The sequence below is a fragment of the Acinetobacter seifertii genome (genome assembly GCF_016064815.1).
GTDB lineage: Bacteria > Pseudomonadota > Gammaproteobacteria > Pseudomonadales > Moraxellaceae > Acinetobacter > Acinetobacter seifertii.
The window spans coordinates 2907499-2920938 of sequence record NZ_CP065820.1; the positions used below are offsets into that span (position 1 = coordinate 2907499).

The 13440-nt window shown below is 38.6% G+C and carries 11 protein-coding genes; 8 read left to right on the top strand and 3 right to left on the bottom strand.

The window, feature by feature from the left end; translation table 11 throughout:
* Positions 1–60: 60 nt before the first annotated feature.
* The 3 genes from I8T81_RS13450 to I8T81_RS13460 all read right to left on the bottom strand — a co-directional run bounded on the left by I8T81_RS13450 (position 61) and on the right by I8T81_RS13460 (position 4182).
* Positions 61–1524, bottom strand: coding sequence for an amino acid permease (locus I8T81_RS13450; protein ID WP_198071434.1), 1464 nt, complete (start codon positions 1522–1524; stop codon positions 61–63).
* 331 nt (positions 1525–1855) lie between these two features.
* Positions 1856–2950: an arginine N-succinyltransferase gene (gene astA, locus I8T81_RS13455; protein WP_198071435.1), complete on the bottom strand. Its 1095-nt coding sequence runs from the start codon at positions 2948–2950 to the stop codon at positions 1856–1858.
* Positions 2947–4182, bottom strand: a complete 1236-nt coding sequence (locus I8T81_RS13460) for an aspartate aminotransferase family protein (protein ID WP_198071436.1) — start codon at positions 4180–4182, stop codon at positions 2947–2949. The genes astA and I8T81_RS13460 overlap by 4 nt, the downstream gene beginning before the upstream one ends.
* Positions 4183–4317: 135 nt before the next feature.
* On the opposite strand from I8T81_RS13460, the gene I8T81_RS13465 reads away from it, so the two are divergent.
* The 8 genes from I8T81_RS13465 to I8T81_RS13500 all read left to right on the top strand — a co-directional run bounded on the left by I8T81_RS13465 (position 4318) and on the right by I8T81_RS13500 (position 13340).
* Complete coding sequence (locus I8T81_RS13465; RefSeq protein ID WP_198071437.1) at positions 4318–4740, top strand: Lrp/AsnC family transcriptional regulator; 423 nt, start codon at positions 4318–4320, stop codon at positions 4738–4740.
* 318 nt (positions 4741–5058) lie between these two features.
* A complete protein-coding gene (locus tag I8T81_RS13470) occupies positions 5059–6489 on the top strand; it encodes a gamma-aminobutyraldehyde dehydrogenase (protein WP_198071438.1) in 1431 nt (476 codons plus the stop codon).
* A gap of 28 nt (positions 6490–6517) precedes the next feature.
* Positions 6518–7288: a nuclear transport factor 2 family protein gene (locus tag I8T81_RS13475; protein ID WP_198071439.1), complete on the top strand. Its 771-nt coding sequence runs from the start codon at positions 6518–6520 to the stop codon at positions 7286–7288.
* Positions 7289–7347: 59 nt separating this feature from the next.
* Positions 7348–8067 (top strand): FadR/GntR family transcriptional regulator, encoded by a 720-nt coding sequence (locus I8T81_RS13480; RefSeq protein WP_151761772.1) that lies wholly within the window; start codon positions 7348–7350, stop codon positions 8065–8067.
* Between the two features lie 65 nt (positions 8068–8132).
* Complete coding sequence (locus tag I8T81_RS13485) at positions 8133–8846, top strand: cache domain-containing protein (protein ID WP_198071440.1); 714 nt, start codon at positions 8133–8135, stop codon at positions 8844–8846.
* A gap of 195 nt (positions 8847–9041) precedes the next feature.
* The gene (locus I8T81_RS13490; protein ID WP_198071441.1) at positions 9042–10373 is read left to right on the top strand and encodes an APC family permease; all 1332 of its coding nucleotides are present in this window, start codon (positions 9042–9044) and stop codon (positions 10371–10373) included.
* Positions 10374–10392: 19 nt separating this feature from the next.
* On the top strand, positions 10393–11838 hold the full coding sequence (locus I8T81_RS13495; protein ID WP_198071442.1) for an NAD(P)/FAD-dependent oxidoreductase: 1446 nt from the start codon (positions 10393–10395) through the stop codon (positions 11836–11838).
* 143 nt (positions 11839–11981) lie between these two features.
* On the top strand, positions 11982–13340 hold the full coding sequence (locus tag I8T81_RS13500; protein ID WP_080961340.1) for an amino acid permease: 1359 nt from the start codon (positions 11982–11984) through the stop codon (positions 13338–13340).
* The last annotated feature ends 100 nt before the right edge of the window (positions 13341–13440 follow it).

The window sequence follows — 13440 nt, forward strand, 5'->3', positions numbered from 1 at the left end:
ATGAGGCTTTTTTATGGGGTTTAAAATAATAAAATTTCTAATAAAACCACTAAAATTTATCTAAATATAATCAACCTTTTGTGCTTTTAAAATATCAAGCTGCAACATCTTTTTCTTTTTATATTTATAGGCAATAAATAATCCAACAAACCATACTGGTGAAAACTCTAAAGCAATCAGCGTATCATGATCTAAAGCTAAAATGACGATAGTAAAAACTAAAAATAGCATCGTCAGCCATGCCATAAATAAACCACCCGGCATTTTATATTTTGACTGAATATGTAATTCAGGGCTTTTCTTACGATAATAAATATATGAAAGTACAATCAGCATAAATGTAAAAATACATAAAATTGAAGTGAGTGCTGAGATAATCGTAAACGCCGTCATAACATTTGGAACAATGAATAGAATTGATGTCCCAAGCGTTACACAAGCCATTGAAAACACAAGCCCTCGAATTGGAACTTTTCTTTTAGACAGCTTACTAAAGCTTTTCGGTGCATCATTGTCTAAAGCTAAACCATATAGCATACGGCTGGTTGCAAAGATTCCACTATTTGCCGAAGAAAGAGCTGAGGTTGCGACAACGAAGTTAATTAAACCTGCCGCAATTGGTAAGCCAACTAAGGTAAACATTTCCACAAATGGGCTTTTTTCTGGTGAAATTTTTGCCCAAGAGGTAACTGCAATAATACAAACCAATGCGCCTACGTAGAACAATAAAATACGTAAAGGAATAGAATTAATCGCTTTTGGAAGTGAAGTATGTGGGTCTTTTGTTTCTGCGGCAGTTGTACCCACCAGTTCGATACCCACAAATGCAAATATGGCAATTTGGAAGCCCGCTAAGAAACCTGTTACACCATAAGGAAACATAGATTGTGTTTCAAACAAATGGCTCATCGAAGCTTTGACGCCATTTGGAGAAGTAAAGCCCGTACTAATTAAATAAATACCAGCCAAAATAAACAGGATAATTGCAGTAATTTTGATGAGTGAGAACCAAAACTCAAGCTCACCAAACAGCCGAACGGCCACAAAGTTGAGTATGGTTAAAACTGCCAATGATGTAAATGCTGGAATCCAGACAGGTAAATCGGGATACCAAAACTGCATGTACCCTCCAATCACAATCACATCGGCAATCGCTGTAATAATCCAGTTACACCAATAAGACCAACCTAGAAAAAAGCCTGCCCATGGACCTAAATAAGCGGTTGCAAAATCGGCAAATGTTTTAAAGTTCGTGTTAGCAAGCAATAACTCACCCATTGCTCTCATCACGAAGAAAAAGAAAAAGCCAATAATTAAATAGGTTAAAATAATTGAAGTCCCGGAAACACTTAATGTTTTTCCAGAACCCATAAATAATCCGGTACCAATTGCACCGCCAATCGCAATCATTTGAATATGACGATTGGTCAATGAGCGTTGCAACTTTTCCTCCTCTTGCTCAGTCATATGCTGACTGCCTAGGAGATCTCCTTCCAGGAACTGCTTTCCTTTATTATTACTCATGTAATATTAGCTCCAATTTATAGCAACCGTTATAAAGGTTTTAATAATATGAGTGATATAAGCTTCGATTAAGCCGAATAAATCATCTTACCAATATTATTAAAACCACTTATAATTTAGTAAATTCCATTTTTAAATCTTAAAATAGTTATTTAAAACAATAAAATATAAACCATAGAATTATCCCGTTATATCTCATCATCTGAATATCTAAAATGAAATAATAAGTTCCATTCATTCAATTAAGATGATGTATATCCATATCAATTTTTTGACTCAGGGATAATATAATATTCCTCATAAAATGTGGTGAGTTGTAAAAACTCACTGCCTAATTAACCGCCATTTGCAAATATTGAATATTTTCCAATCTATTTACAGCTTTTGATTTTGAAGCCTGTTGAACATTAATACTCAATATTCGAACTTCTGCCCCATTTTGAACATTCAACTGTTTAGCTTGCTCTAAACTAAGCTGTATTCGATTTTGATAAGGTGCGCTATACACTACAATTGCCCGATAATTTTCATAATCATCATTGGCAACAATATAAGGTTCATCACCTATACTTAAATCAGTAGACTCTACAACTTGTACAGTTAAAATCTCACTTTCTTTAATGGCACGTAAATTTTCAATATCGGCCTGTAGGGTTGCGCCGCCATCAAAAATATCTACATAGCCTTTGTAGCGAAGCCCTTCTTCTAGCAAAAGATTGTAGGCTGGCCGCGTATTTGGATGAACCATACCAATTGCGGCTTTAGCATCGTCTGGCAACATATCGACATAAAGCGGATGTCTCGGCATCAGCTCGGCAATAAAGGCCTTTTGCCCTATTCCGCTTAAATAGTCCGCTTTGGTAAATTCAATATTAAAAAATTTATGACCTACTGCATTCCAAAATGGAGACTGCCCATTTACATCGGAATAGCCACGCATTTCAGCCACAATCGTTTCTTCAAAGTATTGGCGAAATGTGGACAAAAATAAGAAGCGTACTTTAGATAAAAACTTGCCATTTTTATTTAAACGATAGTCTGGGTCTAAAAATAACGTACAAAGCTCACTACAGTTGGTATGGTCATTACTCAAGTACAAAGTCGGTAAAGCGTTATAAACACTTAAAGGTTCAGACGCGTGAACTTGAGTACCCACATGGAAGTTATACCAAGGCTCTTTTAACCCGAGCGCCACTTCAATACCGCAAACACCCACGACTTTGTTGAGTTCACTATCTTCCAAAACAAATAAGTAAACCTGATCTGCCTTCGGTAATTCGCCTGCTACCGTTTTACATGCTCGTTCAATACGTGCAGCCAACTTTTCCATATTTGGCTGCAAAGATGTCAAACCAAAACCCGCTTTTTGAGCCAAAAGGTAAAGATCATTAACATCCTTAGGTTCAATGTAGCGAATAATCATCATGCGGCTTGTTCATCCTTTTGAATTTCTACAAAGCGAGCAAGTGCACGTTCGAAGCGTTTTAGACCCTCATCAATATCAGCAAATGGAATAATTAAAGACGGCGTAAAACGTACAACGTTTGGACCAGCAATCAGACTCAGTAAACCTTCCTCACCCGCAAGGTTATTAATATCTTTTGCTTTACCAGCGAATTTGTCTTTTAAGGCACAACCTATTAGCAAACCTTCTGCACGAATCGTTTTAAAGACTTCATATTTTTCATTTAATTTATTTAAAGCGTTTTTATAGTAATCATGACGCTCTTTTACGCCTTCAAGCACTTCTGGTGTATTAATAAATTCAAATACTGCACCAGCAACAGCACTTGCCAACGGGTTACCACCATAAGTCGTACCGTGCGTACCCACTGAAAAATGCGTCGCAAATTTATCAGTCGTTAACATTGCACCCACTGGGAAACCACCGCCTAATGCTTTTGCAGTGGTAAGAATATCCGGAGTAACACCTGAGTTCATGTAAGCATAAAGTGAACCTGTACGGCCTACACCAGTTTGTACTTCATCAAAAATAAGTAAGGCATCAAACTCATCACACAGTGCACGTAAACCTTTTAAAAATTCGATGTCAGCAGGAATAACACCGCCTTCACCTTGGATCGGTTCAACAATCACTGCACATGTTTGTTCATTAATGACTGCTTTGGCAGCTTCTAAATCGTTAAAAGCAACATGATTAATGCCGTTTGGAAGTGGTGCAAAGTCTTGTGAATATTTTGGCTGACCACCTGCTGAAACGGTAAATAAAGTACGACCGTGAAAAGCATTATTAAATGCCACGATGCCACTTTTACCCGCAACACCGCTGTCGAGTCCTACTTTACGAGCAAGCTTTAATGCTGCTTCATTCGCTTCTGCACCTGAGTTACAGAAGAATACTTTGTCTGCAAATGTATTTTCGGTGAGTTGTTTAGCAAGACGTAGAACGGGTTCATTGGTATAACCGTTACCTACATGCCAAAGTTTTGTTGCTTGTTCTGTTAACGCATTGACTGCCACTGGATGCGCATGACCTAATGCATTTACTGCAATGCCACCTGCAAAATCGATATATTCTTTATTTTCTTGATCCCAAATACGTGAACCTTCACCACGTACCGGAATGAAATTTGCCGGTGCAAAAACTGGAACCATCCACTCATTAAAGTTGCCGCGAGAAACTGGAAAATTATTCATCTTATCTAGTCCATTAAATTGAATTATTCGGGTGAGCTAATGCCCCTATTATTCAAAATCAAATTGATTCACAAAATTTGTAATTCAGCAAAAAATGAATTATTTTTTACCAATTTGATAATTGACAATGACATTATGGACAATATTGATCAAATTATTTTAGGTTTACTCAAAGACAATGCACGGATGTCTGTAACTGAGTTAGCCGAAAAAGTTCACGTCTCAAGAGCAACCATTAAAAAGAGAATGGAGTATCTTGAATCTTCGGGCGTCATTACCGGATATACGGTTCGTTTTAAACCAAATGCGGAACGCAATGTCATCCGTGCATGGATGAGCATTATGGTCGAAGGCACCAAAGCACAGTCTGTGATTAAAGAACTACGCCTAGAAAGTGCGGTGGAATGTCTGCATAAAACTAATGGGAAATGGGACATTTTAGTCGAGCTACGCTCTGACACCTTAGAAAACTTTGACAAAGTTTTAGAAAGAATCAGAAATATTTCAGGTATTTATAATAGTGAAACCAGCATCTTACTTGCCAGCCATAAAACCTAACATTGACTTTGATTTCAAAGAATAAGAATTGATGGGCTAACCATAAAGTTTGGCTCACCCTCTCATTCCTACAAAGAAATTTCCTTAAGTACCCTCTATTAAAATTAAAAACCATCACAACCACAGTCCACTCTAAAAACCTCAATAAATTTTTAATTTTTTTTAAATAATCAAATCAAAAACTTAAAATTCAATTTGATTTGAATTCTCACTTTTTTCACTCATTCCCCTCATCAAGGCATTTGACAGAAAAATTAAAACATAATACATATAGTATTATATGTTATATGTTAAAACCTAAGGACAAGGTATAAGAAAATGGCTAAAACTCAACTACAACACTTTATTAACGGCGAATATGTTGCTAGCAAAGCAAATGATTATTTCGACTTGGTGAGCCCAGTGACTGGTGAAGTTTATGCACAATCACCTAATGCAACCGAAGCAGAAGTTGATGCAGCGTATGCCGCTGCCAAAGAAGCATTTAAAATTTGGGGACGCAGTACACCATCAATGCGTCAAAAAGCATTACTTAAGCTGGCAGATGCTATCGAAGCAAATGCTGAGCGTTTAATTGAAGCGCAAAGTCGCAATACAGGTCAGTTAAAACACTTAATTGCATCTGAAGAAGTCGGTATATCGGCAGATCAAGTTCGTTTTTTTGCAGGTGCTGCCCGTTTACTTGATGGTTCAGCAACTGGTGAATATTTAGAAGGTTTAACGTCTTCTATTCGCCGTGAACCCATCGGTGTAGTTGGCCAAGTTACACCTTGGAACTATCCACTTATGATGGCAATCTGGAAAATTGCTCCTGCTTTAGCTGCTGGTAACACAGTGGTACTTAAACCAAGTGATACCACTCCTGAAAGTACTCTTTTACTTGCTGAAATTGCTGCACCATTCTTCCCTAAAGGTGCATTTAACGTAGTGTTAGGCCAAGCGCAAGTCGGTTCAAAAGTAGTATCACACAAAACCCCTGCACTCGTTTCGATTACAGGTTCGGTTCGTGCCGGATTACAAGTTGCAGCTTCTGCTGCTGCGAACTTAGCAAAAGCTCACCTTGAACTTGGCGGTAAAGCGCCTGTACTGGTTTTTGAAGATGCGGATCTTGATAAAGCAGTGGAAATGATTGCTTTAACAGGCTATTTCAACGCAGGCCAAGACTGTACTGCTGCAACACGTGTCATTGTGGCTGAATCTGTTCATGATGAATTTTTAAGAAAGTTAGTTGAAGCTGCCAAAAATACTCGTTTTGGTGATCCAGATGATCAAGACGCTCTTTATGGTCCACTCAACAATGCCAATCAATTAAAGAATGTTAAAGCCTTTATCGATAACTTACCTGCTCATGCCAAAGTTGAAACAGGCGGAAAACAAGCAGACCGCCCAGGTTTCTATTTTGAACCGACTGTTATTAGTGGCCTAAAACAACATGATGAAGCCATTCAAAAAGAAATTTTTGGACCAGTCATTACCGTTCAGAAATTTACAGATGAAAATGATGCCATTGAAAAAGCCAATGATGTTGAATATGGCCTAGCTTCAAGTGTTTGGACCAAAGATCATGCTCGCGCAACTCGCCTGTCACGTGAACTTGATTTCGGTACAGTTTGGATTAATACCCATATTCCTTTAACCGCGGAAATGCCACACGGCGGTTTCAAAAAATCAGGTTATGGTAAAGATTTATCTGGCTATGGTTTTGAAGAATATACCCGCGTTAAACATGTGATGAGTTCAAACGAATAATAACAATGAGCTTTGAAAGGAGATCAAAATGAATAAACAACAAATAAAAGACTTGGTGACTAAAGCCCATCATGAGCTGTTTAATTTGCATGACACCACTGCTCTAGACCGTTATTTCTCTGAAGACTTTATAGAGCACTCACCACTGGTTGCCAATGGTATTTCAGGTTTGCGTCAACTGGTAGAAGATTGTCCCGATATGCAACACGAAGCTGTACGCGTGCTCGCAGATGGTGATTTGGTTGCAATTCATGGCCGCTTTCAGGGATTAGATGAAAACCCTTTGGTTGGCTTTGATATTTACCGAGTAAAAGACGGCAAAATTGTGGAACATTGGGATGGGCTTGTAGCAGAAGCAGAGCCAAATGTAAGTGGTAGAACCCAATTAGACGGCCCAACCGAAATCGTCACTCACCATGACGCAGAGAAAAACCGTGAGATTGTGACGTCTTTCTTTAAGGAGTCATTAATTGATGGAAATTACGATGCTTTCAAAGAATACACCCACGGCGATCAGTTCATTCAACATAGTCCAGATATTGGAGATGGCGTTAAAGCCGTCATTGATTTTTTGAACAATATCCGTAATGAAGGACAAGGTTTGGTATACTCAAAAACGCATCGCTCCATTGCTGATGGTCAATTTGTATTGACTCATTCCGAAGGTAGTATTGCCGGAAATCGACATGCCTATTTTGAATTATGGCGTGTAGATAATGGCAAAATTGTTGAACTTTGGGATGCAATACCAGCCGTGCCTGAAGATGAACAGGCTGTCCATGGTTATGGCGTGTTTTAATAATTATTTATCCGCTTCATTAAGCTAAGTCTTTTGACTTAGCTTTTAGAGAATTCGCCATGTCAGCATATACGATAATTTTTGCACCTATTGCTCAAGCAACTCGTTCTGAACAAGTTGTAGAACGCTTGGAAAATGCAATTATCTCTGGTTTGCTCAAAAGCAATGAACAACTTCCTAATGAAGCAGACTTAGCACGCTTAATGGGCGTTTCACCCATTACCGTTCGCGAAGCTTTAAATACTTTACGTGTAAAAGGTTTAATTGATACACGTCGCGGCAGAAATGGAGGAAGTTTTGTTTGTGAGCTACCTTCAGATTTACTGTTAAACCAACATCCATTGCGCCAAGCTTCAAATGAGTATCTTGCCGATTTAGGAGAGTTTCACAGTGCAATTTTAAGTCATAGTGCATATTTAGCCGCTCAAAGAACCACTGAATATGAACTAGGCAAAATCAAAGAACTCATTGAGCAATTTGAGAAAGCCGTTGAAGCAGATACACGTGCACAACTTGATTTACGTTGTTTGCTGACACTCACCTCATTTGCCCAATCTGCAAGACTCGCAAATCAGGAACTCACCATTCAGGCTGAATGGGCTCCACTGATAGCTGTACTTTATCAAGACAACGATTTTCACCGTGAAGTTGTAAAGCAATATCACCATCTTTTGTCATCTTTTATTGAAAACAATGAAAATGAAGCTGTGATTCAAGCCAGAAAAATAGTTTCAATGCTCACTGACCAAATGCTTCGCTATAAGTTATCGAGTGAATAAAAATAATAAATGAGATGGCTTATCAATAATCAAGTTAGGAATATGGAATTTTAGGAGTTATCGGAATGACCCAGCACTTAGATTTAGATATAGAAGAGCTTCAAAGTTTATTAAAAAGTGTTGTTGAGGAAACAACAACGATTACGGAAACACTGGCGGCTAAAGCAAGCAAAATTCTGTCAAAGCATGCATCTGAAAAAAATGCAGATATTAAGCTTTCAACTTCAGAACGCTCTGCTTTGCAGAAGGAAATTAAAAATGCGCTAAATCAGAGCCATTATAGTCAAGGAACTGGTTTTGCAAGTTATAGTCCAGCAACGCAAGACGAACAAGACTACTGGACACTCGAATGGTGGTATAAAAAAGAAGACCAGTTACAACAAGCGAAACTTGAAAACTACCAAAATGCGCAACGCTTTTTAGATTTCCGCTCTTTTGAATGGTTCCACAAACCTGCTCAAGATAAAAGCCCGTGCATACATGGCCCTTACGTTGATTATATTTGTAACGGCGCCTACACCATCACCATTGCCCACCCTGTCATGATTCATGATCAGTTTATTGGTGTCATTGCGACCGATATTTTAGTTTCGGCGCTTGAAAAGCTACTTATGCCAAAACTCAAAAATATCAAACAAAAAGCAATCATTATGAATGATTCATCTCGGGTCATTACTTCAAACGACATTAGCATCCGAACTGGAACATTATTTAAAGAAAAGACTGCTCAACAGTTTTTCTCGCGACCATGTCAGTCTTTCCAGTTAGTAGTGATTTAAAAAGCAAAGAATAATAGCTCTTTATTCTAACTTTAGTGTGCCACCAAGGTGAAATAGCACTTTAAGCCTCTAGCTACTGTTCAAACTTTCTTCAATCAGACTTGTTTATTCAGGTCACGGGGAAGTTTTGGCCTAAAAATAGCATCGCCTTTCTGGATGAAAAGCAAAAACAACGAAATTTGAGGTTGAAAAGACATGGAAAATAAAGCGTCTTCCTTAAAAAAACTATCGCTATGGCAAGTCACGATTATTGGTATTGCCTATATGACCCCCATGACGGTTTTTGATACTTTCGGTATTGTTTCCGGAATTACCAATGGGCATGTGCCACTCGCATATTTACTTGCTTTAGGCGCGATGCTGCTTACTGCTTGGAGCTATGCGAGGTTTAGTAAAAACTCAGAAAGATCAGGTTCGGCCTATAGTTATACAGCTGAAAGTTTAGGGCCTAAAAGTGGTTTTTTTGTTGGCTGGTGCTCTCTACTCGACTATCTGTTATTACCACTTATTAACGTGTTACTGGCTGCAATTTATCTTACTGCACTCATTCCGAGTATGCCTTATTGGTTTTGGGTGCTGGTAGCGGCGGGCCTTGTGACTTTAGTCAACTGTTTCCGTATTCGATTACTTGCCAACCTAAGCCTCGTGTTTGTGTTTGCACCGATCATACTCATGGTCATTTTTGTATATTTAGTGGTTAGTGGTATTGGCTCGACTCAAGGCTACGAACACGTGCTGACCTTGGCTCCGCTATGGCATGGCGAACAATCGCTATTACCGCTCGTTGCTGGCGCTTCGGTTTTATGTTTTTCATTTTTAGGTTTTGATGCAGTTACTACGCTTTCAAATGAAACAAAACAACCCACCAAAAATATTCCCCGAGCAGTCATGTTAACAACACTTACTGGTGGGCTTATTTTCTTCACAGCCGCTTGGTTTATTCAGCTTTATTTTCCAAACAATATTCGTTTTCACCATCCTTCAGAAGCACTTCCTGAAATTGTGCTTTATGTCGGCGGTGCTTTGTTTCAGTCTATCTTCTTATGCGGACAAATTATGAACACAGTCGCCTCTGGTCTTGCCTCACATGCCAGTGCTTCGCGTTTACTGTATATAATGGGAACTGACAATATTTTCCCTAAAAAGTATTTTGGGACTATCCATAGCTCTTTAGGTACGCCATTTTTCTCGGTTTTATTTGTCGGGCTTATTTCAATGTCGGCTATTTTCTTAGATTTAGCTCAAGTTGTTAGTCTGATCAGTTTTGGTGCGCTCGTTGCTTTTACAGCTGTCAACTTCTCAGTTTTTATGAAATTTTATATTAAAGATAAACAGCGCTCAGGTTTTAAAAATAAATTTCTAAATCTATTTTTACCGCTGTTATCAGTCATTAGCATTATTTGCTTATGGCTCAATCTTGACTCATCTTCACTGATTTTTGGATGCTTCTGGTTATCTTTAGGCATTCTTCTATTTATTTATAAAACGATTAAAAAACAAAGTATTGCCATTAGTAATGCTTATTAATTTTTTAAGGAACTTCTCTATGAAAATTATTTCTAAACCTCAACTTTTAAAAGATGTGGAATACAAACCAAGTAAATCTCTACAGGTAGGCAAAGAGTGGAGTTGGTTAAATCCCAAACATGCGAAATTTGATACAGCCACGGTTAATGATGCGTCGGTAGATAACCCAGCCAACTACTATGAAAGCTCACTGTCTGCTTGGCATACTTTTGATAGTTTAAATGCCGACATTGAATGTGATGTCGTGGTTATTGGCGGTGGTTTATTAGGTTCATCAAGTGCATTACATTTAGCTGAACAAGGTGTAGATACGGTTTTATTAGAAAAAAACCGTATTGGTAGTGCAGCTTCAGGACGAAATGGTGGACAACTTACTCCCGGTTTAGCACGCTGGGAAGCTCAAGAAATGGCCGATCGCTTAAGCTATGAAGATGCCAAAAAACTCTGGCATTTTACCTCTACTGAAGCGATGCAACTGATTGATGATATCTCAGAAAAATACCAACTCGATTTTGACCGTAAATACGGGCATATTACCGCCGCTGTTCATGAAGGACATTTGGTTGGCTTAACACAAGGTGCCGATGCCCGAAAGTATTTAGGCGAAGACCATACCCGTATTGTGGGTAAACACGAACTTATGGACTATATTAAATCTGACTACTATACAGGCGGTTTAATTGATGAGTTAGGTGGACAAATTCATCCGTTGGCTCTAAACCGTGGTTTAATTTATGGTTTTTGCCAAAACGGCGGTACTGTTTATGAACAAACAGAAGTTATTTCAATAGAAGAAAAAGCAGATGGTATTTATGTTCACACAGCAAATGCTGTCGTAAAAGCTAAAAAATCTGTAGTTCTGGCAGTACACCATGCCTCGTTTAAACTTTTATCTGAACAGAACAATACCACTATTCCGTTTTATACCTATGTCGCGACCACCGCTCCTTTAGAGTTTGACACCAAAGAGCTTCTGCCATTTGGACATCCGGTTTATGACACTCAGTTCCAGATTGATTACTACCGACCTGTGTTTAACAACCGCTTATTATTTGGTGGGCAAGGTACTGGCACATGCTGGGGGCCAGAGAAAACTTTAAATTACCTAGAGCATCGAATTCATACCGTTTTCCCTCAAATTAAAAATCTAGAAATGGATTTTGTCTGGAGTGGCACTACTGATTTAACCGTTAATGGTGCAGTCGACAGTCGTAAATTCGGCAATAAATTCCCGATTTATGCAGTTCACGGCTGGAGCGGTCACGGCGTGGCACAGACAGTACGTATTGGTAAAGCCATTGCAAATGACTTTGTTGGGCAATCTAATGACTTTGAAATGTTATCTAAAATTGACCATCAAAATATTATTTTTGGCCGTACGCTTGCCCCTGTCGTTATTCCACTCGCAAAAAGTATGTATGGCATCGGTGCAATGATTAACCCGGGCAAAATGGTATCTTTCTAATTTATAAAAACATCATTTTCTAAAAAGATTCGTACAGTTTTGTGCGAATCTTTTTATATAAAGGCAATATTGCTTTTCAAACTAGGTTATCCCTATTCAATCCATTACAATAGCGCCAGCTTTTTTAGACAGCGCATAGTATTTTGAGTAACTCATCTTCCCAATTAAAACGTGGACTTAAAAATCGTCACATCCAGTTAATCGCTATGGGTGGTGCTGTGGGCACAGGACTTTTTTTAGGCTCTGCACAAGTCATTCAGTCTGCTGGTCCTTCAATCATTTTGGGTTATGCCATTGTTGGTTTGGTTGCATTTTTAATTATGCGCCAAATGGGTGAAATGATTGTCGAAGAACCTGTAGTTGGCTCTTTTAGCTACTTTGCACAAAAGTATTGGGGAAGATTTCCCGGTTTTTTATCGGGCTGGAACTATTGGGTTGTGTACATTTTAGTTGCGATGACTGAGCTTACCGCCGTGGCTAAATATGTACATTATTGGTGGCCTCATATCCCAGCATGGGTTTCGGTTTTATTTTTCTTTGTGCTGGTCACGTGCTTGAACTTAGGCAATGTTAAATTTTATGGCGAATCTGAATTTTGGTTAGCCATTATTAAAGTTACCGCAGTCATTTCAATGATTGTGTTTGGCTTATATTTATTGCTTACAGCAGGCAATGATTCTATAGCGAGCTTTTCAAACCTGTGGCAGCATGGCGGATTTTTCCCGCATGGCTTTTCGGGTTTGTTCTATATGCTCGCCTTTTTAATGTTTGCATTTGGCGGTATTGAACTGATTGGAATGACCGCTGCTGAAGCAGAAAATCCTGAAAAAAGTATTCCACAAGCGATCAACCAAGTTATTTTTCGAATTTTGGTTTTTTACGTGGCCTCGCTCGCAATTATTATGTCGCTTATTCCATGGAACCAACTGGACCTTGGTGGTTTAGATAAAAGCCCCTTTGTCATGATTTTTAGTCAGCTTGGCATTGGTTGGGCGGCACATTTACTTAACTTTATTATTTTGACTGCTGCACTTTCAGTTTATAACAGCGGCATGTATGCCAACAGCCGAATGTTGTATGGACTGGCAGTACAAGGCAATGCCCCTAAAGTCTTTGCCAAAGTAAGCAAACAAGGTGTACCCACAGCTGCTGTCGTCTTCTCTTCTATCCTGATTTTTGGGTGTGTTTTACTCAACTACTTTGTACCCGAAGAAGCTTTAAGCCATCTTATGTATATGGCTGTTGCAGCTTTGGTTTTGAACTGGGCGATTATTAGCTTTACCCATTTAAAGTTTAAGCAAGCTATGAAACTAGATGGAAAAGTTGCCAAATTCCCTGCTCTATTTTCGCCTTTGAGTAACTATGTCGTGCTCATTTTTATCGGCATGATTTTATACATTATGTGGACTCAAGGCTTTAAAGAATCAGTAATTTTAATTCCAATCTGGATTACTTTAATGCTTGGTTTATATAAAGTTTTAAGGTTAGATAAATCACTCTGAACGTTCTAAAAGGCTTATTCAAACAGAATAAGCCTTTATTGTTTTAAGCGGCTGTAAACAAGTCTCACCTCTTTACAAATCTGATCAGACCAAATATCTG

Bases quoted from the DNA above. Each gene is read 5' to 3' on its own strand.
- astA (WP_198071435.1), bottom strand. From the start codon at position 2,950: ATGATGATTATTCGCTACATTGAACCTAAGGATGTTAATGATCTTTAC.
- I8T81_RS13495 (WP_198071442.1), top strand. From the start codon at position 10,393: ATGAAAATTATTTCTAAACCTCAACTTTTAAAAGATGTGGAATACAAA.
- I8T81_RS13490 (WP_198071441.1), top strand. From the start codon at position 9,042: ATGGAAAATAAAGCGTCTTCCTTAAAAAAACTATCGCTATGGCAAGTC.
- I8T81_RS13465 (WP_198071437.1), top strand. From the start codon at position 4,318: ATGGACAATATTGATCAAATTATTTTAGGTTTACTCAAAGACAATGCA.
- I8T81_RS13450 (WP_198071434.1), bottom strand. From the start codon at position 1,524: ATGAGTAATAATAAAGGAAAGCAGTTCCTGGAAGGAGATCTCCTAGGC.
- I8T81_RS13460 (WP_198071436.1), bottom strand. From the start codon at position 4,182: ATGAATAATTTTCCAGTTTCTCGCGGCAACTTTAATGAGTGGATGGTT.
- I8T81_RS13475 (WP_198071439.1), top strand. From the start codon at position 6,518: ATGAATAAACAACAAATAAAAGACTTGGTGACTAAAGCCCATCATGAG.
- I8T81_RS13470 (WP_198071438.1), top strand. From the start codon at position 5,059: ATGGCTAAAACTCAACTACAACACTTTATTAACGGCGAATATGTTGCT.
- I8T81_RS13480 (WP_151761772.1), top strand. From the start codon at position 7,348: ATGTCAGCATATACGATAATTTTTGCACCTATTGCTCAAGCAACTCGT.
- I8T81_RS13485 (WP_198071440.1), top strand. From the start codon at position 8,133: ATGACCCAGCACTTAGATTTAGATATAGAAGAGCTTCAAAGTTTATTA.